The following is a 25,231-nucleotide window of genomic DNA, read 5'->3' on the forward strand; positions in this document are numbered from 1 at the left end:
TGCGGTCGGTCGGGCGCCGCTGGCGCCCCGCCGACGACCGGATTGCCCCATTCCGCGCCGCCGCCACTCGGGCTGTGAACATCTATTGCTGCTTGAGCAGCAATAGATGTTCACAGCCCTTCACGCAACGGCGACCTTGACCACCTCGCTCGCGCCCCTCGCTCAGCGGCGCGCTCCTTGATCGGCGCGCGCTGCGGCCGCTGAGATTAAGCACCGGGCTGTTCGGGCTGTTCGGGCTGTTCGGGCTGTTCGGGCGAGCCTGTCAGGACCGAGTGCGGGCGCCGAGGGCCCGCGGGCGCGCGGAGCCTGACCCAGGGCAGGCGGGGGGCGAGGGCCGGCGGGCGCGCGGCGCGCCTGACCGAGGGCAGGCGGGGCGAGGGCCGGGGTGCCGCGCGGAGCCTGGCAGGGTCCGCGCGAGGGCGGGGCCGGGTGGGACGCGGGGGATGCCGCGTTTTCCGGGAAATTGCGGGCTCAGACCCCGTCGGACACCGCGAAATCCCTGAACTTGCGGGATCCGAGGGCACCGAAACCGCACCCCCTGTAGCGCGGGGACGACGGTCAGGCACCATCGTGTCGGCGATCCACGGGCTTTTGCCCTTGATCAGGGAATCTGTCCTTGATCGGCGCAACCCGCACGGTTCCTGTTGTCTGCGATGCGTGGATCGGGCAGTCTTTACCCGTGAAGTCGCACGGTGACATGCCGGCGGGCAGATCTGGCACGCCCACCGTGACTCAGGAGGAGCCGCCGGCCGACCCGGAGTCGGAGTCCGACATGGACGCTCGGCCTGGTTCGCCTGCCCCAGAACCGCAGGGTGCTGCCGATGTGACGCCCGATCCCACCGTGGCGTCTCCATCAAAGACCGCCCCGGTCGCTCCCGCGAACGGCACCACGGCCCACGCCCCACGGTCCGCCTCCGCCGGCGAGACTGCCGAGGAGACTGAGGGGTCCGCCGCAAAAGCCCGTTCCGACGCGCCGTCCACGGACGCTACCGGCGCAGAACCGAACGCCACCAGCACGGAAAAGGGCGGCCAAGCCGGAGCGGAACCGAACGCCACCGGCGCGGAAAAGGCCGGCCAAGCCGGCGTAGAACCGGCAGCCACCTCTGATGAGAGCCCAACCGCCGCCCACACGGACGTGGATTCCACCGAGCCCAGCTCCGGCCCGGAGCCCAGGGACACCGAGCGTCCCGAAACAGCCGGCGCGGAAACGGGCGGCCCGGACCCGGACGAAACGGAAGCAATCAGCGATACTGCACTCGGAAATCGGGACGGACTAGGCGATATCGGGCGCGCCGATACGACCGAGGTCGAGTTCCCGGAGCTCCGTGCGACGCAGCGGGCAGCTGACGCGGAAACCGCCGATCTGGCCGCCACAGGCGCCGCCGAGCCCGAAGCTGGCACGACGCCCGAAAGCGACGCACCAACAACCGGCGACGCAGCGCGAGAAAGCGACACAACGACCACGGGCGACGCAGCGCCCGAAAGCGACACAACGACCACCGGCGACGTGGCGCGAGAGAGCGACCCAACGCTAGAGATCGACCCAGCACGTGACAGCGACCCAGCCGATAAAAGTGACCCAGCCGACGAAAGTGACCGGGCGCGTGAACGCGACACGGCGACCGGCAACGCCGAGTTGGGCGACACGATCACGGAAGCCAACCGTCGAGAACTGACCGATACGACGCTGACCGACGCGACAGCACCGACCGGCACAACGGCATCGATAGCCGCGGTGGCGGAGGCCGATGACGCCAAGGGTGCTCAGCCGCTCGGGCCGTTGTCTGAGGCGGCCGGTGCGCTCACGACGGCTCTGCAGAGTCTCCGTGCCGCCATCACCTCGGCTACCTACCCGCTGGCCGTACCGTCGGCTGAGGCGGCGCGCACCGTTGGTGGCTCGCTCGTGGGCCAGCTCGACGATTATCTTATTCCGCGGCTGGCACGGCTGGACGCTCCGCTTCTCGTGGTCGTGGGTGGCTCGACGGGCGCGGGTAAGTCCACATTGGTCAACAGCTTCGTGCGGGCGGCGGTGAGCCCGGCCGGTGTGCTGCGCCCGACCACCCGCACGCCGGTACTGGTCTGCAACCCGATCGACGCCCAATGGTTCCGCCGCGGCGAGTTGCTGCCGGGCCTGACGCGCACCGCCGAGGCGACCAACGACCCGCACAGCCTCCAGATTGTCGTCGCGCCCGCGCTCATGCCGGGGTTGGCGTTTCTCGACGCGCCCGACATCGACTCGGTCGTCGATCAAAATAGGGCGCTCGCCGCCCAGCTTCTCGCGGCGGCCGACCTGTGGCTCTTTGTCACGACGGCGGCCCGGTACGCGGACGCGGTGCCGTGGGACCTGCTGGAGACCGCACAGTTCCGTGGCACGGTGATCGCCCTCGTGCTCGACCGGGTGCCACCGGAGGCGGCCGTCGAGGTCACCGCTCATCTCGCGGAGATGCTGGCCGCGCACCACCTGGCGAACGCCCCGCTGTTCGTGCTGCCGGAGACCGAGATCGACCGGCAGGGGCTGCTGCCGGAACCGGTGACCGAGCCGCTGCGTGACTGGTTCGATCGGCTGGCGACCGACGTGGCCGCTCGGGCGACGGTGGTGCGGCAGACGCTCGACGGTGCGCTGGCGGCGCTCGTTCCGGTGGTCGGCGAGCTGGCCGGGGCGGCCGACGAGCAGGTGGAAGCCGCCACGGTGCTGCAGGACCGGGTGGGAGCGGCGTACCGCACCGCCCGCCGCACGGTGGAAAACGGCGTACAGGACGGCAGGCTGCTGCGCGGTGAAGTGCTGGCGCGGTGGCAGGAGTTCGTGGGCACCGGCGAGCTGATGCGCACCCTGGAGGCTCGCGTGGGCCGGGTACGCGACCGGGTGGTGGCGGTGCTGACCGGCCGGCCGGCACCGGGGCGGCAGCTGCAGTCGGCGATCGAGGCCAACCTGGTGACCTTGATCCGGGGCGCCGCCGCCGACGCCGCCGACCAGGCGTACACCGGATGGCTCGCGCACCCGGCCGGCTCCGCGCTGCTCGATCCGTCGTTGGGCCGGCCGTCGCCAGACCTGCCGGAGCGCGCGGAGCGGCTGGTACGTGACTGGCAGCGCGCGGTGCTGGAGTTGATCCGGACCGAAGCGAGCGGCAAGCGGGCCGTGGCACGGGGCGCCGCCTACGCGGTAAACGCCACCGGCCTCCTCGTGATGATCGGCGTGTTCGCGTCGACGGCGTTCATCCCGACCGGAGCCGAGGTGGCGGTGGCCGGCGGCACGACCGTGGCGGCGCAGAAGGTACTCGAAGCGATCTTCGGCGACCAGGCCATCCGTACCCTCGCCACCAAGGCCCGTGAAGACCTGCTCGCGCGGGTCGACGCGCTGCTGGACGCGGAGGCCGCGCGGTATGGCGACCGGATCGCCGGTGCCGGCATCGGCACCGACCCGGGCCAGGCCCTGCGCGACGCCGCGTCGCGCGTGGAGCGGGCGCGCGCGGAAGCGGCGCTCACCGAAGGCGCACCGCTAGCCCTGCCGGAGATCAAGTCATGAGCGAGCGAAGCGAGCGAATCATCAGGCACAGCGCGCTTGGAGCCTCATGGCCGCCCGGAGCGAAGCGAGGACGGCCATGAGCGTACTGAGCAGGCTCCGTGGCGAGCATCGCATCGACGCCGAGCGGCTGGCGGCCCGGATCGACGCGATCGACCGGTTCATCAAGGTGGTCGACGGTCACCTGCCCGAGCAGCGCCTGATCGCGGCGCACACCACTGTGGAGCGTGCCGGCGCCCGGCTGGCGCTGTCGCGCGACCACACCGTCGTAGCGCTCGCGGGCGCTACGGGCAGCGGCAAGTCCAGCCTCTTCAACGCCCTGGCCCGGCTCGACCTGTCACCGGTCGGCGTGCGCCGTCCCACGACGGGCATGGCTCACGCGTGTGTCTGGGGCAACCTGCAGGGCGCCAACCGGCTGCTCGACTGGGTGGGCGTGCTGCCGCGGCACCGGTTCATCCGCGAGAGCGCGCTGGACGGCGACGACGAGGCGGCGCTGCGCGGGCTGGTCCTGCTCGACCTGCCCGACTTCGACTCGGTGGAGCGCTCGCACCGGTTGGAGGTGGACCGGCTGCTCGGCCTCGTCGACCTGGTGATCTGGGTCGTCGACCCGCAGAAGTACGCCGACCGCGTGGTGCACACCCGGTACCTGCAGGAGTTCCGCCGGCACAAGGATGTCACGGTCGTCGTGCTGAACCAGGTCGACCGGCTGCCGCCTGACGAGATCGAGCCCGTCCTCGACGACCTGCGCCGGCTGCTCGACGAAGACGAGCTCGACGGCGTACCGATGCTCGCCACGACCGCTCTCAACCAGGCTGCCATGGGGGATCTGCGCGCCCTGCTGGAGCACACGGTGGCGGAGCGCCAGGCGTCGCTGCGACGGCTGGCCGGCGACGTCGACGGTGTCGCCGAGCAGCTGTCCGATGTGGTCGGTCCGGCGGTGGCCGAAGACGAGATCGACCGCGCGACGGTGCGCACGCTCACGGACGCGCTGGCCGCCTCGGCGGGAGTGCCGGCGGTGGCTGAGGCGACCGAGCGGGCGTACCGGCACCGGGCGGCGCAGACGACGGGCTGGCCGCTGATCCGTGGCTGGCGCCGGCTGCGTCCCGACCCGCTGCGCCGGCTGCACCTGCCGAGCGGCCCGGTCACGGAAGGCACCCCGATCGGCGCGACCTCGGTGCCGGATCCGACCGCCGCACAGCGCGCCGCCGTCGGCCTGGCGGTGCGCACCGTCGCCGATCGGGCGGCCGCGTCGCTGCCCGACCCGTGGGCCAACGCGCTCAACACGGCGGCCCGTTCCCGCCTCGGCGACGTACCGGACGCGCTCGACCGCGCGGTGGCCGGCACCGACCTGCGGATGGATCACACGCCGGTCTGGTGGCGGCTGATCGGCGGCATCCAGTGGCTGGTCACGCTCGCGGCTGTGGTCGGGCTGGGCTGGCTGGTCACGGGGTACGTGGTGCGGGCGCTCGGCCTGCCCGCGCTGGAGTACCCGAAGGTGGGCGCCGTGCCGCTGCCGACCGTGTTGCTAGTCGGCGGACTGCTCGCCGGTCTCGTGGTGAACTTCCTGGTCAAGCCCCTGATCCGGCACGCCGCCCGGCGGGCCCGCCGCCGCGCGGAGAACCGCCTGCGCGGCGCCGTCACCGGGGTGGCTCGGGAGTACGTGGTGGCGCCGGTGCGATCGGTGCTCCACGCGTACGCCGAGGCACGGGAGGCGCTGGCCATCGCCAGGTCATGAACCGGCTCGTCCGCGGTGGTTTGCTGCTTCTCGGCGGCCTGCACCTCTCGTGGGGCGTGCCGGCGGTGCTGGCGCCACGGTGGTTCTTCGACACGTTCCCCGGATTCGGGCGCGCCTGGACGGCGGCGTATCCGCCTTATAACGCCCATCTCGTGACGGACCTGGGTGCCACGTTCCTGACGCTGGGCGTACTCCTTCTCCTGGCGGCGTGGTTCGCGGACCGCAGGGTGACCGCGGTGGTCCTGGCCGGTGTGCTGGTGTTCTCGACCCTGCACCTGGCGTTCCACGCGCGCCACCACGGCGAGCTGGCCGGCGGCGATCTGACCGCGAGCCTCGCCGCCCTCGTGCTCGGCGTACTCATGCCGATAGCGCTTCTCGTATTGGATAGGCGAAACCGGGCGTAAGGTCTGCTCATGGCCACGCCTACGACCCCCTACGACGCGGTGCTCCAGGCCGCGCGCGACGTGACCAAGCTGGACTGCGCGCTCGACGCGGAGATGCTGGCGACGGCGCTGCTCGGCAGCGTCTACGCGGTGGCCGAAGACGATCGGGCGGAAGCGGTGCGTGAGTTCGTGGCCGAGTTCCTGACCGCGACGTCGCGCCGCCGCACGGCGGCGGCGACCACGATCCGCGAGGTCTTCGCCCGTCTCGTGCCGGAGGCGTCGGGCGCCGCGGGGGTGAAGCGCGGCGCGCAGGCACCGGCATGGGTGGGTGAGATCGGCCGGGTACAGGTGACCGGCTGCTACGCCTACGGCGACGTGTACGGCGACCAGACGTCGTACCTGGCCACGTTCGCGTACGACGATCATGAGGCCGGCGGCCCTGAGCATGCCGTCGTAGCCCTCGTCGACCACAACATCGGCATCACCAAGGACGTCTTCGTGGGCGGGCCCGCCGCCGGCATCGTCGAGCGGGTGCGGGAGATGTGCGCGGGCGACGAGCTGACCTGGTTCCGCGAGGAGGATCCGCGGCGGCTACGCGCCGAGGTGGCCCGCCACCTGCGCATCACCGACGGGCTGAGCAACCTGCCGGATGAGGGCTCGCTCGCCACCGACCGCGCGCTGGCCGGCGCCCGGCTCGCGCTGCTGCCCGCTCCCACGCTGGCTCCCGTCAGCGCCGAGCCGCTCTCGTCCGACGAGCGCACCCTGCTCGTACGGCGGTTTCTCGACTCGTCGGAGGCGGCCCGTTTCGGCCTGACCCACGTGAGCGAGGCCGAACTGCCGTCGCTGCACTTCTGCATCAGCCTGGTCCTGGACCACGCGGTCAGCTTCGCCGAGCCCGACCCGATGCGGTGGAGCCCTGCCGTCGCCAGCCTCTTCCTGCTCGACTGGGTGCACCGGCGCGCCGTGCTCGACATGGACGACGCGGCGATGCTGCCGAGGGTGACACGCGCGTGGGCCGCCTACGCCTGCCGCCAACGTGGCCTGCCGCCGACCGCCCAGTCGCAGACGGACACGGCGATCGAGGAGATGATCCCCGAGTTCGTGCGGCTGTACACGACTGGAGAGCGGCGCAGCCCGGCAACAGCGGCCGTGGCGCAGCTCATCGCCGACGGCGTCGACCCCAGCGACCCGGACGCCCTCGACAGGTGGATCGAGGCACACCGCGACCAGTAGTCAAACCGCGCCCAACAGTCAGGGCGTCGGGCACAGTGACCCGGGTAGCGCCGGCCACGACGGCATGTGTGACGGCGGGTGGGGCGGCCGGGGCAACTGCGGCAGCGTCGGATGCGGCACCGGCGGCCACCAGGGCGTCGGCTGGTGCGACGGCGGGTGCGTCGGCTCGGGCGGGAGCGTGGTCGGCACGGGCGGGCGGGGTGCGGGCGCGGACTCCGTCGGCGCGGGCTGCCGTGGCTGCTCCGGCCGTTTCCCGATAGCGCCCGGCCGGCGCGCGTCCCGTTTCACCGGCCGCCGGTTCGCGGGCAGTCCTGGAGCCGCGTGCGCGGCGGCTGGCTCGTCGCTCGGCGTCGGTGCCGGGGGGACGATCACCGGCCCGGTGGGCGGTAAGGCGATGAAGGGCAGGGCGCTCTCCGGCGCGCCCGGGCCCGTGACGCTGCCGGCTCCGCTGGGGACGCCCGCACCTATCGCGACCAGGATCGGCAGGGACGCCATGGTTGCGAGCATGATCACAACTACCGCGTCTCGCCGGACGGGTCCGGAAAATCCCGGTCCCCGGTGGAGACCAGCCGTCCAGCGGTGGCGCGAATACACCGCAGCAGCGTGGCGTATCAGCCCAAACTTCGCTAGCGCCGCAGAGCGTGTCGGAATGCCAACTTTCAGACTCGACGCGCTCGGGATTGTCGAGGTCACACTGTGGCCACCCTCACCACCTCTGCGAATATGGACGCGATGGCAATGCGGCCGTAATCTCCGCCCACCAGCGGTGAGCAGGCCGCGCGGCCGTCGGCCCCACGCACGACCCGCGCGGCAACCCACACCCGGGCTAGGCGCGGCAAGGAGAAGCCTGCCGAGGCAGGCCTGACACGCTGCGCGGTCCGGGACACCCCCGGCAGCGCCGCACCGACGACAGGGAGAGACCGATGACGAAGGGCAGGGGCGCCGGCGGGGAATCCGCGCCGGAGTTCGTCCAGTTACTCACCCCGGACGGCGAGCGGATCGACAAGGTGACGGGCGCCGACGGCGTCGAGTACACGGTCGACTTCACCGACGACGAATACCGCGGGCTGTACCGCGATCTCGTGGTGGTCCGCAAGCTGGACGCCGAGGCGACCGCGCTCCAGCGCCAGGGTGAGCTGGGCATCTGGGCAAGCCTGCTCGGGCAGGAGGCGGCGCAGGTCGGATCCGGCCGGGCGCTGCGCCAGCAAGACATGGCCTTTCCCACCTACCGTGAGCACGGGGTGCTCTACTGCCGCGGCATCGACCCGATCATGCCGCTGAGCCTCTTCCGGGGCGTCGACCACGGAGCCTGGGACCCGAACCAGTTCCGCTTCAACATGTACACGATCGTCATCGGCGCGCAGACGTTGCACGCGACCGGATACGCCATGGGCATCACCAAGGACGGCAAGGTCGGCAACGACGACGGCGAGGCGGTGATCGCGTACTTCGGTGACGGCGCCAGCGCGCAGGGCGACGTCAACGAGGCGTTCATCTGGGCCAGCGTCTTCAACGCGCCGATCGTCTTCTTCTGCCAGAACAACCAGTACGCGATCTCGGAGCCGATCGAGAAGCAGACCCGGGTGCCGCTGTACCAGCGGGCGTCCGGCTTCGGCTTCCCGGGCGTACGGGTCGACGGCAACGACGTGCTCGCCTCGTACGCGGTCACCCGGGCCGCCCTCGACCACGCCCGCCACGGCCAGGGTCCGACCCTGATCGAGGCGTACACCTACCGGATGGGCGCGCACACCACCACCGACGACCCGACCCGGTACCGGATGGCCGGCGAGGTGGAGTCCTGGCAGGCCAGAGACCCGATCGCGCGGGTCCGGGCGTTCATCGCCAAGCAGCAGATCGCCGGCGACGACTTCTTCACCGAGGTCGACGAGCTCGCCCGCCGCGAGTCGCTGGCCCTGCGCGAGCGCGTGCTCGCCATGCCAGACCCCGACCCGCTGACGATCTTCGAGCACGTCTACCCGCACGGGTCGCCCCTGATCGACTCCCAACGGCAGGGCTTCGCCGAGTACATGGACTCGTTCGAGGGGAGCTCGCACTGATGGCCGAGAAGCTCACCATCGGCAAGGCGCTCAACCTGGGCCTGCGTCGCGCCCTCGAGGCGGACCCCAAGGTACTGATCATGGGCGAAGACGTCGGCAAGCTCGGCGGCGTCTTCCGCATCACCGACGGTCTCCAGAAGGACTTCGGCGAGGAGCGGGTCATCGACACCCCGCTCGCCGAGTCCGGCATCATCGGCACCGCTGTAGGCCTCGCGATCCGGGGCTACCGGCCGGTCTGCGAGATCCAGTTCGACGGTTTCGTCTACCCCGCGTACGACCAGATCGTGTCGCAGGTGGCGAAGATGCACTACCGCTCGCAGGGGCGGGTCAAGATGCCCATGGTCATCCGCATCCCGTTCGGCGGTGGCATCGGGGCGGTCGAGCACCACTCCGAGTCGCCCGAGGCGTACTTCGCGCACACCGCCGGCCTCAAGGTCGTCTCCTGTGCGACGCCGGAAGACGCGTACGTGATGATCCAGCAGGCGGTGGCCTCCGACGACCCGATCGTCTTCCTGGAGCCCAAGCGCCGGTACTACGAAAAGGGTGACGTCGAGGTCGACGCCGACCTCGCTGGCGCGTACCCGCTGCATGCCTCCCGCGTCGCACGTCCCGGCACCGACGTGACCGTGCTCGCCTACGGGCCTATGGTTCGCACCGCGCTCGACGCGGCGAACGCCGCGTCGGCCGACGGCCGGGAGCTCGAGGTCATCGACCTGCGCACGCTCTCGCCGCTCGACCTCGACCCGGTCTTCGAGTCGGTGCGCCGCACCGGCCGCTGCGTGGTCGTGCACGAAGCACCGTCCAACGTGGGCCTCGGCGCCGAGCTCGCCGCCCGGATCACCGAGCAGTGCTTCTACTCGCTGGAGGCGCCGGTGCTGCGGGTGACCGGCTACGACACGCCCTATCCGGCCGCCCGGCTGGAGGAAGAGTTCCTGCCCGACCTCGACAGGGTGCTCGACGCCGTCGACCGCACCTTCGGGTGGTGAGCGGCGTGACCCGGATCAAAGAATTCAACCTGCCCGACCTCGGTGAAGGTCTCACCGAGGGTGAGATCCTCAAGTGGCTGGTCAAGGTCGGCGACACCATCGAGCTGAACCAACCCATCGTCGAGGTCGAGACCGCCAAGGCCGCGGTCGAGATCCCGGCGAAGTGGGCCGGCAAGGTGGAGGCGATCTTCCATGAGGAGGGCACGACAGTCGAGGTCGGCGCCCCGATCATCGCCATCGACACCGACCCGACGGCACCTCCCGTGGCACCGTCCGCGTCTTCGTCGGGGTCCGAAGCACCAGCCCGAACCCCGGTCCTGGTGGGTTACGGCCCGCGCTCGGGCGCGGCCACGCGTCGACCGAGAAAAAGCGCAAATGGTACGCCCACCGCCGCCCCGACCACCGAGCGATCCGTGCCTCCAGTGGCGGCTGCGCCGGTTGTGGAGGCACCGGTTGTGGAGGCACCGCCTGCGCTGGTTCTCGCCAAGCCCCCGGTCCGCAAGCTGGCCCGCGACCTCGGTGTCGACCTTGCCGCGCTCGCCGGCACCGGCCCGCAAGGCTCGATCACCCGAGACGACGTCGAGCAGGCCGCGACGCCCGCCCGTCCGGCACCGACCACGGTCGGCGGCGAGCAGCGGGTACCGGTCAAGGGCGTCCGCAAGCTCACAGCCGACAACATGGTGGCCTCGGCATTCACCGCGCCGCACGTCACCGAGTTCCTGACGATCGACGTGACCCGTGCGGTCAAGGCGCTGGACCGGCTGCGCGCGCTGCCCGACTGGCGCGACGTGCGAGTCTCGCCGCTGCTCCTGGCGGCCAAGGCGGTGCTGGTAGCCATCCGCCGCCACCCGATGGTCAACTCCACCTGGGCCGGCGACGAGATCATCGTCAAGCCATACGTCAACCTGGGCATCGCGGCAGCCACCGAGCGAGGCCTTGTCGTGCCCAACATCAAGGACACCGGGCAGCTGTCGTTGCGAGAGCTGGCCGACGCGCTCAACGGCCTTGTACAGACCGCCAAATCGGGCAAGACGTCACCGGCTGACATGTCTGGCGGCACATTCACAATCACGAACGTGGGCGTGTTCGGTGTCGACACCGGCACGCCGATACTTCCCCCGGGTGAATCGGCAATCTTGGCATTTGGTGCGATTCGTGAGATGCCGTGGGTGCACAAGGGCAAAATCAAGGCCCGCCAGGTCACCACGCTCGGCCTGTCGTTCGATCACCGCATCATCGACGGCGAACTCGGCTCCAAATTCCTACGCGACGTAGGCACCTTCATGTCCGACCCCGAAGCCGCCCTCTTGGCCTGGACCTAACGGTCCCACCCTGCTCCGCCCGGCGGCTTTCCGTCGATCAAGGGCAAATGCACGCGGTTCGATCTCTTTCCGCGTGTGTTTGCCCTTGATCGTTTCGGTTCTCCTTGATCGGCGCGGTCGGCTGCACGCTGACACCGGGTCGAGGTGGCGGCGACGAGCGGCGTCCCCGCCGGCCGCAGGCTGACGCCGAGTCAAGGCCGCGGTGACGTAGAGCGGCGCCATCGGACTGCAAGCTGACACCGAGTCAAGGCGGCGACGAGCGGCGTGTTCGCCGGCCGCAGGCTGACGGCAGGTCAAGGCCGCGGCGCGGTAGGGCGGCGGCGGACTGCAGGCTGACGCCAGGTCAAGGCCGCAGCGACGGGCGGCGTGTTCGCCGGCCGCAGGCTGACGGCAGGTCAGGGCCGCGGCGCGGTAGGGCGGCGGCGGACTGCAGGCTGACGGCGGGTCGAGGTCGCGGGCACGTAGAGCGGCGTCCTCGCCGGGTTGGGCGGCACCGTCGCGTGGTGGCGAGATCTTGCCAGGTCCGTGCTGAATAGCCGCTCCAGCTCGGCAGGTTGGGCGCGGCTGCCGTCGCGGTAATGCGCATACCGCCCATATCGCGCTTCCCGACGCGCCCCCGGCGCGACCGAGCGCCGTGACCTCGGCGCGTCAGGCCGCGAGCGCGAAGCGCGTCGGCGAAAGGGGCTGCGCCACGATCGACATCGCGCGAAACCTTCGATCCTTCGGTGCGTGGTCCACCTCACCTACTAATCGTTGGCGCAGCGCCCATCGGCGCGGTTTAATTGAAACGAACCAAGAGGGGAGCCACCAGACCACCATGAAGATGATCGACCGGTACCGCAATCGTCGCGAGGTCGCCCGCCGCAACCGCGCCATCGAGCGCGCCCTGCGTGCCACCGACTCGCCGGCTGTCCGCGATGAGATCCGCATCATGGCGCAGCGCTACTACGGGTAACGCCGCCACTACCTCGCGACCCGCCCGGCTGCTCCGGGCGGGTCTTTCGTATTTATGGCGTCGCACACCGGGATTCCTCCGTCGTTGAGCGCCCGGTACGGTTGGCGGGGTCGCCGCCCTCGCGCAGCGCACCCGCTGGCGTCGATCGAGGAGATCACCGGCGGGCCGCTGGTCAGGGCTGCACCGCCTGCAGGGCCGGTCTCGCCGCACCGGCAGCCAGGCCAGCCGCGCCCCCACGAGGGGGCGGTACGGCCGAGATGCGATGAGGAGGCGCACCATGACGTCCGAGGGGCCGCAGCACCACGCCCCGGAGCCGGCCGACGCTGCGCCGGGCACCGGCGGAACCGCCCCGTACGGCGTGGCGCACGACAGCGAGTGGGGCGCCCCGCCGCCCCCCGGCCAGCCGCCGACCCCCTGGGGCGCCGCTCCCGCGAGCAATGGCAGCGAGCCGGCTTCTCCCGCACCGGCGTTTCCCGCGGACTGGTCCTCCCAGCCCACCGGTTACCCGCCGCCGCCGGCCTACCCACCGGCGCCGTACCCGCCCGCGAGCGGCTCGGCACAGCCTGTCTCCCCGGCACACCCGCAGTCGACCGGCTCTCCGGCGCAGCCCGTGTCTCCGGCATATCCGCAGGCCAGCGGCTCCGCTTCGCCCTACCCGCAAGCTAGCGGTTCGGCGTCCCCCTACACGCACGGCGGTGGCGAGCCCTCCGGGTTCCCCGCCGAGCCACCCTTCCCCGCGCAACCGCAGTCTCCGGCGTACGGTGCGGAGTCCTCCGGTGACTCCCCGTTCGCGCCGCGCCCGCAGAGCCCGGCCACACCGTTCTCCGCCCAGCCGCCCGCCTACGGCACCGAGCCGCCGTTCGCGGCGCCACCTCAGAGCCCAGCAGCGCCATCCGGCTACGGCACGGACCCATCCTTCGCGGCACCGCCGCAGAGCCCCGCCGGTCCATCCGGCTACGGCGCGGTGCCGTCTGAGTCGCCGTTCACAGCACGGCCGCAGAGCCCCGCCGGGCCGTCCGGCTACGGGGCGGAGCCGTCGGCCGAGTCGTTCTCTGGCCAGCGGTCGGTTTATGGCGGCGACGCCTCGGCCTCCGCGGCAGAGTCCCCGTTCGCGGCACGGCCGCAGTCTCCTGCCCAGCCGCCCACTTACGGCACTGAGTCGGCGTTCTCGAACGAGTCGCCGTTCACCGCGCGGCCACAGAGCCCCGCGGCGCCATCTGGCTACGGCACGGAGCCATCCTTCGCGGCGCGGCCACAGAGCCCGGCCCAGCCGCCGACGTACGACGAGCCATCCTTCGCGGCACGACCGCAGAGTCCCGCCCAGCCGCCGACGTACGACGAGCCGCCCTTCGCGGCACGGCCACAGAGCCCTGCCCAGCCACCCGCGTACGACGAGTCGCCGTTCACCGCGCGGCCACAGAGCCCTGCCCATGCACCGGCCTACGACGCCGAGTCGTCCTTCGCGGCGCGGCCGCAGAGCCCTGCCCAGCCGCCGGCCTATGACGAGTCGCCGTTCGCCGCGCGGCCGCAGAGCCCGGCTGAGCCGCCCGCATACGGCGCGGAGTCCGCGTTCCAGAGCGAGGCGCCGTTCGCCGGTCGGCCGCAGTCGCCTGCCGAGTCATCGGCCTACGGCGCCCGCGCCAGCTTCAGCGTCCCGGTGCCGGCCGACTCCCCGGCACAGCCCGTCTCACCGGCCCGGCCTCAGGGCGAACCGGCCCGGCCTCAGGGCGAAAGCGAGCCTGGCGTCTACGGTGCGTCCCTCGGGCGCCAGCCGGCGTACGACGAGTCCGCGCCCTTCGGCGGGCACCCGCAGGCGGGCGCCTTCGGCGGCGACGCGTTCGGAGGCGAGCAGCCGCGGCCACAGTCGCCCGCCGGGCCACCGGCCTTCGACGCGCCGGACGTCCCACCCGCCAAGCCGCCGACCTACGGTGCGCGGGCTTCGGTTTCTCCCCCTGCAACGGCCGGCGAACCGGTCGGACTGCCACCGGAGGCTTGGGCGCCGGCCAGCGCTTGGCCGCCCCAGCCGCAGCAGCAGAGCTTCCCGGCCGCCTACCCGCCGCCACCGAACGAAGCCGCGTACCCGCCGCCGAACGAGGCCGCCTACACACAACCGCCGAACGAAGCCGCATACCCGCCCCGGGAGCCGGAGCCGCAGCAGTACGAGGCGGAACGGTACGAGCAGGCGCCACCGCAGTCTGACCCGACCGGGCCGGGTGGTCCGTTCGCCGGCCAGCAGGTGCGGGTTCCGGGAGCCAGCCTCGGCAACCCGCCGCCCGACTTCGACGAGCCCAGTAGCGGCAACCTCTTCACTCCGCGCGCCGCGGCCGACCCGTACGGCTCGCCACCGGCCGCGGCAGCCAGCCCGGCTTTCGCCAACGGCTTCGACTATGTGAGCCACGGCGGCCCTTCCGCACAGGACAGCCAGGGCGCCCCACCAGAGGTCGCCCCGCCGGTACCGCAGCCGCGCACGCCGAGGGAGGGCTCCGCGAGCGGACGCGTGTCGGTGCCACAGGCGTCCACACCGACGCCTCAGGCCTCGGAGCGGCCGGTCTCGGCCAGCGCGTCCGTTCCGACCGCCAGCCGGGTCGCACCGCCCTCAGACCAGGCGCCACCGCCACAGATGAGCACCCCGCAGCCGCGGGTGTACGGGCGTCCGGCCGCGGCCGAGCCGCCCGAAGACGCGTACCCGCCGGCTGCTCCGCCGGTCGCCGCGTCCGCGAGCGCACGGGTCGCTCCGCCCCAGGCGCCGCAGTCGCCGGCTGATCCGTACGCCGAGCCGACCGGTATCTTCCAGGGCCCACCGCCCAATGAGGACCGCAGCGCCGGTCAGCAGGCCGGGTTCGGCACCGCCCCGCCAGCCGCATACGGCCAGCCGCAAGCGGCTCCCCAGGAGTACGGCGCGCCGTACGGCCAGAATGACTTCGGGCGAGACAGCGGACCGCAGGGGTTCGGACGAGACGGCGGACCGCAGGCCTTCGGGCAAGGCGGAGCGCAGGGATACGGGCAAGGCGGACCTCAGGGGTTCGGGCAGGACGGCGCGCAGCAGGGCTACGCGCGGGATGGGCAACAGGGCTTCGGGCAGGACGGCGGCGCGCAGGCGTTCGGGCAGGGCGGGCCTCAGGGCTTTGGCCAGGCCGGCGGAGCGCAGGCCGGCGGTGCGCAAGCCGGTCCCAACGCGACGAGCCAGATGAACCTGCCGCACGGCACAGCCCAGATGGGACCCGTGCCGGGCTTCCCGCCCGCCGAGGGCGAGTCCGATCAGGGCCGGTTCGACGCTTTCAAGGCGGAGGAGCCGCCCGCCGAGCCGCCGCCCGCGCCGGCTCGGGAGCGCAACGGCCGGGTACTGGCCATGGTGCTGGTCGCGGCCGTGCTCATCCTCGCGGTGCCGCTCGGCATCGTATGGCTGCTCAGTGGCGGGTCCGATTCGGCGTTCAACCCCGAGGTCGGCTCGTGCGTGAAGCAGTCGGGCAACGGGGCGATCGCCGCTCAGTGCACCGATTCGAGCGCGTTCACCGTGGTGTCCAAGGTGGACAACAAGGCGAAGTGCGAAGACCAGAGCCAGCCGCACATCGTGATCGCCGGCGACGGTGGGAAGGACCAGGTGCTCTGCCTGAAGCCGGCCACCGGTAGCTAAAAGGGTCCTTAGTTGTGTTGCCAAACTATTGACAACATGAATTCGTACATGTGAATCTCTGGGCAGACCGGTGCGGGAGCCACGTAGCCGGGCGCGGGTGCAAGGGCAAGCCCCCGCGCACCTCGCTCCTCGTTGCTGCCATCGCGCTGGAGGTCACATGTCCGCCCTCGCACACGCACGCAGACCGCTCGTCTACCGCACGCTCGCCATCGCGGCCGCGGCCATCGTGCTCCTGACCACGTTCATGGCGAATGTCGCGTCCGCACACGGTTCCACTATCAACCCGATGTCACGCAACTACGGCTGCTGGAAACGGTGGGGGAACGACTTCCAGAACCCCGCCATGGCCACGCAGGACCCGATGTGCTGGCAGGCGTGGCAGGCCGACTCGACAGCCATGTGGAACTGGAACTCCCTGTACCGGGAGGGTGTCGCCGGTAACCACCAGGGCGCCATCCCCGACGGCCAGCTGTGCAGCGGCGGCCAAACCGGAGGCACCCGGTACGCCGCGCTGGACAACCCCGGCAACTGGCGCGCCACGGACGTGGGCAACACGTTCACCTGGACCATGCACGACCAGGCCAGGCACGGCGCCGACTACATCCGGATCTACGTCAGCCGGCAGGGCTACAACCCGCTGACGCAACGGCTGCGCTGGGCCGACCTCGAACTGGTACGCGACACCGGCCGCATCCTGCCGGGCGTCGGCCAGACTGAGACCGACCCGGTGCTCAACGGTGTGTCCATCTCGGCGCAGGTCAGCGCGCCGGGTCGCACGGGCCGCCACATCGTGTACGCGATCTGGCAGGCCAGCCACTCCGACCAGTCGTACTACTTCTGCAGCGACGTGCGCTTCCCCGGCGGCGGCACCGAGCCGACCACGCCGCCCACCACCCCACCGACCACGCCTCCGACCACCCCGCCCTCCAGCCCGCCCGCGTCACCGACCAACGGGCCCACGACCGGCGCACCCGGCACCCGCACCTGCTCGGCCACGTACGCGATCACGGGCCAGTGGACCGGCGGCTTCCAGGGTGAGGTACGCGTCACAGCCGGCTCGTCCGCGGTCACCGGCTGGACGGTGAACTGGACGTATGCCAACGGGCAGCAGATCGCCCAATCGTGGGGCGCCACGATCACCAACAGCGGATCGGCCGTGACCGCCCGAAACGTCGCCTACAACGGCAGCCTCGGCGCCGGCGGCAGCACGACGTTCGGGTTCCTGGGCTCCTGGAACGGCACCAACGCGGCACCCGCCCTGTCCTGCACCGCCACCTGACCTGATTCATCCTCCCCTGTGATCGAGGGCAAAGGCGCACCCGCCTTTGCCCTCGATCCACACAATCAGGGAACAATGGACCGATGGCATCACCACGATCCCGGGTCCGTGCGCCTGAGCTCCGAGGCCGAGGCTGGCTGAACACCGGTGGCAAGGAGCTGACGCTCGCCGACCTGCGCGGGCGGATCACGATCCTCGACTTCTGGACGTTCTGCTGCATCAACTGCCTGCACGTGCTCGACGAGCTGCGGCCGCTGGAGGACAAGTACGGAGACGTGCTCGTCGTGATCGGCGTGCACTCGCCGAAGTTCGAGCACGAGCGGGACGCCGACGCGCTTGCCGCGGCCGTCGAGCGGTACGGGGTGGCGCACCCGGTGCTCGACGACCCGGACCTGGTGACCTGGCAGCAGTACGCCGCCAAGGCGTGGCCGACGCTCGCGGTGATCGACCCGGAGGGGTACGTGGTCGCCTCGATGGCCGGCGAGGGTCACGCCGAAGGGTTGGGCCGGCTGATCGACGAGCTGATCGCCACCCACGAGGCCAAGGGCACGCTGCGCAGGGGTGATGGCCCGTACGTGCCGCCCGCCGACGCGCAGACGGTGCTTCGCTTCCCGGGCAAGGCCCTGCCCCTGCCGAGCGGCAACCTGCTGGTCTCCGACTCGGCGCGGCACTCGCTGGTCGAGTTGGCGGCCGACGGTGAGACGGTGGTGCGCCGGGTCGGTTCCGGGGAGCGGGGCCGGACGGACGGTCCCGCCGGTGGCGCGAGCTTCTCCGAGCCACAGGGCCTGTGCGTGCTGCCCCGGCACGAGGCGGACATCGCCGGGTACGACGTGGTGGTCGCCGACACGGTCAACCATCTGCTGCGCGGGGTGCGGCTGGACACCGGTGAGGTCACCACGATCGCCGGCAGCGGCCGCCCCTGGCGGTCCACCGTGGACAATCACGCGCACGACGCGCTGGCGGCCGACCTGTCGTCTCCGTGGGACGTGGCCTGGTACGACGGTCGCGTCATCGTGGCGATGGCCGGGATCCACCAGCTCTGGTGGTTCGACCCGATCAAGCGGACGGTAGGCGTGTACGCCGGCACCACCGTCGAGGCGCTGCGCGACGGGCCGCTGCCGGACGTGTGGCTGGCGCAGCCGTCCGGCCTCTCCACCTCGGCCGATGGCACGCGACTGTGGCTGGCCGACAGCGAGACGTCCGCGTTGCGCTATGTGGAAGATGGCGCTCTGCACACGGCCGTGGGGCAGGGCCTGTTCGACTTCGGGCACGTCGACGGGCCGGCCGGCGAGGCGTTGCTTCAGCACCCGCTGGGCGTCTGCGCCCTGCCCGACGGCTCGGTACTTGTCGCCGACACCTACAACGGCGCGGTGCGGCGGTACGACCCGGAGACCGCCCGGGTGTCCACTGTGGCCAGTGGGCTCACCGAGCCCAGCGACGTGGTGCTGGACGCCGACGGTGGCGTGATCGTGGTGGAGTCGGCAGCGCATCGGCTGGTCCGGCTGGCACCGGGCGCGGTGTCGTCGTCCGGAGCGGTCACGGTGGCAGGCGAACGGCACCGCACCGAGCGGCCGCCGACCGACCTGGCGCCCGGCGAGGTGACCCTGGAGGTCGTGTTCACGCCGCCGCCGGGGCAGAAGCTGGACGAGTCGTTCGGACCGTCGACGCGGCTGGTCGTGTCGGCGTCCCCGCCCGAGTTGCTGCTCGACGGCGCGGGCACCACCACCGATCTGCGCCGCTCGCTGGTGCTCAACGAGGCGGTGCCGGCCGGCGTGCTCCAGGTGGTCGCCCAGGCGGCTACCTGCGACGCCGAGGCCGAACACGCCGCCTGCCACCTCACCCGCCAGGACTGGGGCGTCCCCGTGCGCATCATCGAGGGTGCCGCAACCCGCCTCCCCTTGATCTTGAGGGGGATGGACACCCCATGATCAAAGCTTCATTCAAGTCGCCCTTACGCCTTGAATGACGCAATGATCACGCCGGCGGCGGATAGGGCCGCGCGGATGTGGCGGGCGAGGTCTACCGCGCCGGGGGTGTCGCCGTGTAGGCATATCGATTCGACTGGGAGGTGTAAGACTGTGCCGTCCACCGCCACTACCTCGGATGCGGTCGCCATCCGGACTACGCGTTCGGCCACCTCGTCCAGCGATGTGACCAGGGCGCCCGGCGATGATCGGGGCACGAGGGTGCCGGCGGGCTGATAGCCGCGGTCGGCGAAGCCCTCCCCGACCGCGCGCAGCCCGGCGCCGGCGGCGAGCTGTGCCAGTACCGAGCCGGGCGGGCACAGCACCGGCAGCGACCGGTCATAGTCGACGACGGCGGCCACCACCGCGGCCGCCTGCGCCTCGTCGACCGCCGCGACGTTGTAGAGGGCCCCGTGCGGTTTCACATATCGCACGCGGGTGCCGGCGACGCGGCAGAACCCGTCCAGCGCGGCGATCTGGTACAGCACGTCGTCGCGCAGGTCGCCGAAGGCGTACTCGATGCGCCGGCGCCCGAAGCCCGCAAGGTCCCGGTAGCCGACCTGCGCGCCCACCGCCACGCCGCGGGCGGCCGCCTCGGCACACACGCGCCGCATCGCGGGCGGGTCGCCGGCGTGGAAGCCGCACGCGACGTTTGCCGAGGTCACCACCGAGAGCAGGGCCTCGTCGTCGCCGAGGCGCCAGACGCCGAAGCCCTCGCCGAGGTCAGCGTTCAGATCCATGGAACCTCACCGTAGTACCGGGAAGGGCCTGCGCGAGGGGCGAAACATCGTCCACGACCGCGATGACCGGGTAACCGCCGGTGGTCGGGTGGTCGGCGAGGAAGATCAACGGCTGGCCGCTGGCCGGTACCTGCACGGCGCCGAGCACCACACCCTCGCTGGGCAGCTCACCCTCGCGGGCGCGAGCAAGAGCCGCGCCGGAAAGTCGCGCTCCGACCCGGTTGCTCACCGCGCTGACCGTGTACTGGGTGCCAAGCAGCGCCTCGACGGCAGCCGATGTGAACCAGTCCCGCCGTGGACCCAGCCGCACCCGCAGTTCCAGTACCGCCGGCGGCGCCTGCCACGGCACGAAGTCCACGGTGGAGGGTGTGGCCGCCGGGCCGATCGGCAGCACGTCGCCGTCCCGCAGCGGGGCGGGCCCGAGCCCGGAGAGCGTGTCGGTCGACCGGCTGCCCAGCACGGGCGGTACCGCGATCCCGCCGGCCACGGCAAGGTACGACCGGACGCCGTACTCGGCCCGTCCCACTTCGACCACCGCTCCGGCGGGCGCCGCTACCGGTACCCCATAACAAGCTGGACGCCCACCGACGGTGACCCGGGCGAGCGCGCCCGTGAGCGCGAACGTCCCCGCCTTTCGAAGCCGCACGGCGCAGCCGGCGGCCGTGATCTCCAGCCCGGCCGCGTCTTCGGCGTTGCCGACCAGGCGGTTGGCCAGCCGGAGCGCGGGCGGGTCGAGGGCGCCGGAGCGCGGCACGCCGAGGTGCGCCCAGCCGGGGCGCCCGAGGTCCTGCACGGTGGTCAGCGGCCCGGCCCGCACGATGTCCATCACGCGGGCACCAGCCGCACTCGGGTGCCGGGAACGAGCAGGGCGGGTGGATCGCGGTCGACGTCGAAGAGCACCCGCTCGGTACGGCCAACGAGGCGCCAGCCGCCGGGCGAGGCGGTCGGGTAGATCCCGGCGTACTCCCCGGCCAGCCCCACCGAGCCGGCCGGCACCTTGGGGCGCGGGTTGGCCAGCCGAGGCACCGTCCATTCGGCGGGCAGCCCGGCGAGATACGCGAATCCGGGAGAGAAGCCGCAGAACGCCACCCGAAACTCGGCGCTCGCGATCCGGTCGACGGTGTCTTCCGTGGACAGTTCCCAGTGCTCGGCGACCCACGGCAGGTCAGTGCCGTCATACACGACGGGGACCGTGACCAGCGGCCCTTCCGCCGTACCGGTAGCGGCGGGCGGCGGCCACTCCGCCATGCGGCGCGCCAGGTCAGCGGGGTCGGTGACGCCGTCCAGCAGTACGGTGCGGGCGCCCGGCACGATCTCGGCTACGGACAATTCGCCGCGCTCCCGGCGCCGCCACAGCTCGGCGCGCCACGCCTCGACGTGGTCTCCGTCGGCGCACTCGATCAGCAGCGCGGCCCGGCCCACCTCGGTCATCCGCATGCCCGTCATCTTGGCATCAGCGAATATCGGCAAGCTCACTACTCACAAGTAACCTACGGTACCGTAACCTAGAGGCATGACCACCGACGTGCCCCTCCGTCTGAAGCCTGTCGATCTCGGCAAGCCGCGAATGCGCGGCTGGCTACACGCCTACGCATTCTTCGTGGCCGCGGCCTGCGGCATCGTGCTGACCTCGATCGCCGCGACCCGCCCCGGCATCGCACCGGTCGTGAGCTGCGCCATCTACAGCCTGACGGTGTGCGGCCTCTTCGGCACCAGCGCGCTCTACCACCGCCGGGTCTGGTCCCCCCGCGGGTACGCGATCATGCGGCGCCTCGACCACTCAATGATCTTCGTGTTCATCGCCGGCACGTACACGCCGTTCTGCGCGCTGCTCCTGCCGACGCGGCTCGCCAGCATGCTGCTCGCCGTCGTCTGGATCGGGGCGGTCATCGGGGTGGCGTTGAAGCTGGTCTGGCCGCACGCGCCGCGATGGGCCTCCGCCCCGCTCTACATCGGGCTCGGCTGGGTCGCCGTCGCGGTGCTGCCCGACATCTACCGGCACGGCGGCGTCACGGCGCTCGTGCTGCTCGTGGTGGGCGGCGTGACCTACACGCTCGGCGCCGTCTTCTACGCGCTGCGCCGGCCGAACCCGTGGCCCGAGGTGTTCGGGCACCACGAGTTCTTCCACGCCAGCACGCTCGTCGCCGCGATCGCCCACCACATCGCGATCTACTTCGCGTTGTTCGCCAGGTAGATCACTCGTACAGACGGCCGGTCGGGCGGCGTACCACCCGGCGCTCCTCGATCCGGGTCGCGTCCACTGGCGGCACGACCTCGCGGTCCTCGACGACACGGTCCGTCACGACCGTGGCCGGCGGCGTCACGACGGCGCGGCGACGGTTCTGCCAGAACCACAGGGTCAGGATCAGACCGAAGATGCCCGCCAGCATGAGAACCCAGCCGACGACGTTGATGTCGAGCCAACCCAGATCGAACTCGACGGCGAACGCGAAGATCGCACCCAAGGCGATGAGGAAGATGCTCCCGCCGATACCCATGTCGCCCTCCTTGACTGATGTCGCAGTCTGCTTACCCACGGGTTTTGGTCCTCAATCAGGCAAGCTGGGCGCATGACGGAACGCACCATCGTGCTGTTGCGCCACGCAAAGGCCGACCGCCCTACCCGTATCGACGACATCGACCGGCCGCTGACCGCCCGCGGGCACGCGGACGCGACCGCGGCGGGCGCCTGGCTCGCCAAGCGCCGGCTCCTGCCTGACCTGGTGATCTGCTCACCGTCCAAGCGCACCCGTCAGACGTGGCACGGCGTGGCGGTCGCCCTCGGCGACACGTCGCCGCACGTGCTCTACGAGGGACGGGTCTACGACGGCCGCGCGGGTGACCTGCTCGATCTGATCCGTGCCGCGGACGACGGCGTGTCGACCGTACTGGTGATCGGGCACAACCCGACGGTCTCGCAGCTGTCGGAGCTGCTCGATCCCGGCGCGGATACCGACTCAGACGGGTTGCGCACCAGTGGGGTGGCGGTTCACCGGTTCGAGGGATCGTGGGCCGAGTGCGATTCGGGCAAAGCGCCGCTGACGGCGACCCACACCGCGCGAGGTTAGGGCGACGGCGGGAGCGGTGGCTCCGGCGGCGTCGGGCGGTTCGCGATCGGGTCCGGCGGTGTCGGGAGCCGGCTCTCCTGTGCCGTTGGCGGCACGACCGCGACCGACATCCGGCGGCGGCGCCAGAACCAGAGCGTGACGACCAGGATCGTCGCGCCGGCCAGCATGAGCACGACGCCAACGACATCGAGGTCGAGCCACCAGGGCTCGACCTCGAAGGCGAACGTCAAGACCGCGCCGAGCGCGATCAGGAAGATACCGCCGCCGATGCCCACGGTCCCATTAGAACCCCGGGCGGGCGGCTCCGCATCAGAAGGCGTCCTCCGCCAGATCCATCACGTCCAGGGTGCTGGACTCGATGATCCTGCGGTCGGCGCCGATACGCGGCAACACCTCGTGGGCGAAGAACCGAGCCGCAGCCACCTTGCCCTCGTAGAAGGACTTGTCGGCGGCGGAGGTCTCACCGGCCAGCGCGCGGAGCGCGACCTCGGCCTGGCGCTGCAAGAGCCAGGCGACGACGAGGTCGCCCAGGTCCAGCAGCAGGCGGCGCGAGTTCAGGCCGATCTTGTACAGCGCACGCGGGTCGTCACCCTGTGCCTCGCCGAGCCAGCCGGTCATCACGCCAAGGATCTGCTGTACCTCGGCGAGCGCCTTGCCCAGCGCGAGGCGCTCCTCCTTGAGCTGGCCGTTGCCGCCCTCGGACTCGATGAAGCCCTGGATCTCACCGGCCACGGTCATCAGCGCCTTGCCGCCGTCCTTCACGATCTTCCGGAAGAACAGGTCGAGGCTCTGGATCGCGGTCGTGCCCTCGTACAGGGTGTCGATCTTCGCGTCGCGCACGTACTGCTCGAGCGGGTAGTCCTGCAGGTAGCCGGAGCCGCCGAAGGTCTGCAGAGCCTCGTGGCCCAGCAGCTCGTACGCCCGCTCCGAGCCGGCGCCCTTGACGAGCGGCAGCAGCAGGTCGTTGATCCGCTTGGCGCGCTTGACGGTCTGCTCGTCGCCGGCCGCCTCGGCGATGATGATCCGGTCCTGCCAGGTGGCCGTGTAGCAGACCAGGGCGCGCAGGCCCTCGGCGTACGCCTTCTGCAGGAGCAGCGAACGGCGCACGTCCGGGTGGTTCGTGATGGTGACCCGGGGCGCGGCCTTGTCGGTCATCTGGAGCAGGTCGGCGCCCTGGACGCGGTTCTTCGCGTACTCGAGCGCGTTCAGGTACCCGGTGGACAGGGTGGCGATCGCCTTCGTGCCGACCATCATGCGGGCGTACTCGATGATCAGGAACATCTGCCGGATGCCGTCGTGCACGTCGCCGAGCAGCCATCCCTTGGCCGGCGTGCCGTGCTCGCCGAAGGTGAGCTCGCACGTCGTGGAGACCTTGAGGCCCATCTTGTGCTCGACGTTCGTGGCGAAGACGCCGTTGCGCTCGCCCAGCTCGCCGGTCTTCGGGTCGAAGTGGAACTTCGGCACGACGAAGAGCGACAGGCCCTTCGTACCCGGACCGCCCGCGCCCTCGACGCCGACCGGGCGCGCCAGCACGTAGTGGATGATGTTGTCGGAGAGGTCGTGCTCGCCGCTGGTGATGAACCGCTTGACGCCCTCGATGTGGTAGCTGCCATCGGGCTGCGGGATCGCGCGGGTGCGGCCGGCGCCGACGTCGGAGCCCGCGTCGGGCTCGGTCAGGACCATTGTGGACGCCCAGCGCTTCTCGACGAAGAGCTTCGCCCACTCCTGCTGCTCAGGCGTGCCCTCGCGCCACAGCGTGTGCGCGAAGGAGGGGCCCGACGCGTACATCCAGATGGGCGCGTTCGAGCCGAGTACCAGGTCGGCCAGCGACCACCACAGTGCGCGGGGAGCATTGGTGCCGCCGAGCGCCTCGGGCAGGTCAAGCCGCCAGAACTCGGCGTCCATGAAGGCGTTGAAGGACTTGCGCAGCTCCTCGGGAACGGTCACCGAGTGGGTGGTCGGATCGAAGACGGGCGGCGTCCGGTCACCGGCGACGAAGCTCGGCGCCAGATCTTCCCTGGCCAGCCGGTCGACCTCGGAGAGGATGCTCCGCGCGGTGTCCACGTCGAGATCAGAGTACGGCTCCTGGCCGATGATCTGATCCGCGCCGAAGACCTCGAAGAGGTTGAACTCAAGGTCCCGGACATTGCTCTTGTAGTGCGTCATTCTCGCTGGCCCCCGCTTCGCTTTCGGGCAGGTGTTACCGGTCAGTAACTTTCATTCTATTACTGGCGAGTAGGCAGCGACAAGGCGATCTCGGAAGTGACCGTGACCACAACCCGACGGACAAAAGCCGCATACCCCTTGATTCAGGGCGAGGCAAGTCGGCACGCCGACAGTTGCCGTCACCTCCAT

At 71.2% G+C, this 25,231-nt stretch carries 20 protein-coding genes; 13 read left to right on the top strand and 7 right to left on the bottom strand.

Features of this window, described 5'->3' with window-relative positions; translation table 11 throughout:
- Positions 1-1,735: 1,735 nt before the first annotated feature.
- From QMG73_RS01630 to QMG73_RS01645, 4 genes are all read left to right on the top strand, one after another.
- The gene (locus QMG73_RS01630; RefSeq protein WP_407676734.1) at positions 1,736-3,523 is read left to right on the top strand and encodes an ABC transporter; all 1,788 of its coding nucleotides are present in this window, start codon (positions 1,736-1,738) and stop codon (positions 3,521-3,523) included.
- 76 nt (positions 3,524-3,599) lie between these two features.
- Entirely contained in the window at positions 3,600-5,255 is a 1,656-nt protein-coding gene (locus QMG73_RS01635; RefSeq protein ID WP_281891918.1) for a GTPase, read from the top strand.
- Positions 5,252-5,659 (top strand): hypothetical protein, encoded by a 408-nt coding sequence (locus tag QMG73_RS01640; RefSeq protein ID WP_281891919.1) that lies wholly within the window; start codon positions 5,252-5,254, stop codon positions 5,657-5,659. The genes QMG73_RS01635 and QMG73_RS01640 overlap by 4 nt, the downstream gene beginning before the upstream one ends.
- A 9-nt stretch (positions 5,660-5,668) precedes the next feature.
- Positions 5,669-6,871, top strand: coding sequence for a hypothetical protein (locus QMG73_RS01645; RefSeq protein WP_281891920.1), 1,203 nt, complete (start codon positions 5,669-5,671; stop codon positions 6,869-6,871).
- Between the two features lie 18 nt (positions 6,872-6,889).
- Here QMG73_RS01645 and QMG73_RS01650 read toward each other — a convergent pair whose 3' ends face one another.
- Entirely contained in the window at positions 6,890-7,366 is a 477-nt protein-coding gene (locus tag QMG73_RS01650) for a hypothetical protein (RefSeq protein ID WP_281891921.1), read from the bottom strand.
- Between the two features lie 428 nt (positions 7,367-7,794).
- Here QMG73_RS01650 and pdhA point away from each other — a divergent pair, with 428 nt between their 5' ends.
- The 7 genes from pdhA (at position 7,795) to QMG73_RS01685 (ending at position 19,032) form a co-directional block, all read left to right on the top strand.
- Positions 7,795-8,928 (top strand): pyruvate dehydrogenase (acetyl-transferring) E1 component subunit alpha, encoded by a 1,134-nt coding sequence (gene pdhA, locus QMG73_RS01655; protein WP_281891922.1) that lies wholly within the window; start codon positions 7,795-7,797, stop codon positions 8,926-8,928.
- On the top strand, positions 8,925-9,914 hold the full coding sequence (locus tag QMG73_RS01660) for an alpha-ketoacid dehydrogenase subunit beta (RefSeq protein ID WP_281892197.1): 990 nt from the start codon (positions 8,925-8,927) through the stop codon (positions 9,912-9,914). The genes pdhA and QMG73_RS01660 overlap by 4 nt, the downstream gene beginning before the upstream one ends.
- A 5-nt stretch (positions 9,915-9,919) precedes the next feature.
- A complete protein-coding gene (locus tag QMG73_RS01665) occupies positions 9,920-11,236 on the top strand; it encodes a dihydrolipoamide acetyltransferase family protein (protein ID WP_281892199.1) in 1,317 nt (438 codons plus the stop codon).
- An 817-nt stretch (positions 11,237-12,053) separates the two neighbouring features.
- Complete coding sequence (locus QMG73_RS01670) at positions 12,054-12,191, top strand: hypothetical protein (protein ID WP_281891923.1); 138 nt, start codon at positions 12,054-12,056, stop codon at positions 12,189-12,191.
- 277 nt (positions 12,192-12,468) lie between these two features.
- Positions 12,469-15,825, top strand: a complete 3,357-nt coding sequence (locus QMG73_RS01675; RefSeq protein WP_281891924.1) for an LppU/SCO3897 family protein — start codon at positions 12,469-12,471, stop codon at positions 15,823-15,825.
- A 157-nt stretch (positions 15,826-15,982) separates the two neighbouring features.
- On the top strand, positions 15,983-17,104 hold the full coding sequence (locus QMG73_RS01680; protein ID WP_281891925.1) for a lytic polysaccharide monooxygenase auxiliary activity family 9 protein: 1,122 nt from the start codon (positions 15,983-15,985) through the stop codon (positions 17,102-17,104).
- A gap of 83 nt (positions 17,105-17,187) precedes the next feature.
- The gene (locus QMG73_RS01685; RefSeq protein ID WP_281891926.1) at positions 17,188-19,032 is read left to right on the top strand and encodes an NHL domain-containing thioredoxin family protein; all 1,845 of its coding nucleotides are present in this window, start codon (positions 17,188-17,190) and stop codon (positions 19,030-19,032) included.
- A gap of 23 nt (positions 19,033-19,055) precedes the next feature.
- On the opposite strand, the gene QMG73_RS01690 is transcribed toward QMG73_RS01685, so the two are convergent.
- Genes QMG73_RS01690 through QMG73_RS01700 form a run of 3 tightly spaced genes read right to left on the bottom strand, consistent with a single transcriptional unit; the run spans position 19,056 to position 21,245 of the window.
- Entirely contained in the window at positions 19,056-19,808 is a 753-nt protein-coding gene (locus tag QMG73_RS01690) for a LamB/YcsF family protein (protein ID WP_281891927.1), read from the bottom strand.
- Positions 19,792-20,634, bottom strand: coding sequence for a 5-oxoprolinase subunit C family protein (locus QMG73_RS01695; RefSeq protein WP_281892200.1), 843 nt, complete (start codon positions 20,632-20,634; stop codon positions 19,792-19,794). Before QMG73_RS01695 ends, QMG73_RS01690 begins: the two co-directional genes overlap by 17 nt.
- Positions 20,634-21,245 (bottom strand): 5-oxoprolinase subunit B family protein, encoded by a 612-nt coding sequence (locus tag QMG73_RS01700; RefSeq protein ID WP_281891928.1) that lies wholly within the window; start codon positions 21,243-21,245, stop codon positions 20,634-20,636. Before QMG73_RS01700 ends, QMG73_RS01695 begins: the two co-directional genes overlap by 1 nt.
- A 76-nt stretch (positions 21,246-21,321) precedes the next feature.
- On the opposite strand from QMG73_RS01700, the gene trhA reads away from it, so the two are divergent.
- On the top strand, positions 21,322-22,002 hold the full coding sequence (gene trhA / locus QMG73_RS01705; protein ID WP_281891929.1) for a PAQR family membrane homeostasis protein TrhA: 681 nt from the start codon (positions 21,322-21,324) through the stop codon (positions 22,000-22,002).
- Position 22,003: 1 nt separating this feature from the next.
- Here trhA and QMG73_RS01710 read toward each other — a convergent pair whose 3' ends face one another.
- The gene (locus tag QMG73_RS01710) at positions 22,004-22,306 is read right to left on the bottom strand and encodes a DUF6458 family protein (protein ID WP_281891930.1); all 303 of its coding nucleotides are present in this window, start codon (positions 22,304-22,306) and stop codon (positions 22,004-22,006) included.
- Positions 22,307-22,378: 72 nt separating this feature from the next.
- Here QMG73_RS01710 and QMG73_RS01715 point away from each other — a divergent pair, with 72 nt between their 5' ends.
- Positions 22,379-22,876, top strand: coding sequence for a SixA phosphatase family protein (locus QMG73_RS01715; protein ID WP_281891931.1), 498 nt, complete (start codon positions 22,379-22,381; stop codon positions 22,874-22,876).
- Here the strand turns inward: QMG73_RS01715 and QMG73_RS01720 are convergent.
- Together QMG73_RS01720 and QMG73_RS01725 are read right to left on the bottom strand one after the other, a co-directional pair.
- On the bottom strand, positions 22,873-23,151 hold the full coding sequence (locus QMG73_RS01720) for a DUF6458 family protein (RefSeq protein WP_281891933.1): 279 nt from the start codon (positions 23,149-23,151) through the stop codon (positions 22,873-22,875). The two genes, QMG73_RS01715 and QMG73_RS01720, sit on opposite strands and share 4 nt — an antisense overlap.
- 34 nt (positions 23,152-23,185) lie before the next feature.
- On the bottom strand, positions 23,186-25,042 hold the full coding sequence (locus tag QMG73_RS01725; RefSeq protein WP_281891934.1) for an acyl-CoA dehydrogenase: 1,857 nt from the start codon (positions 25,040-25,042) through the stop codon (positions 23,186-23,188).
- Positions 25,043-25,231 lie beyond the last annotated feature (189 nt).

This window comes from Phytohabitans aurantiacus (assembly GCF_027923225.1).
Classification (GTDB): Bacteria; Actinomycetota; Actinomycetes; order Mycobacteriales; family Micromonosporaceae; genus Phytohabitans; species Phytohabitans aurantiacus.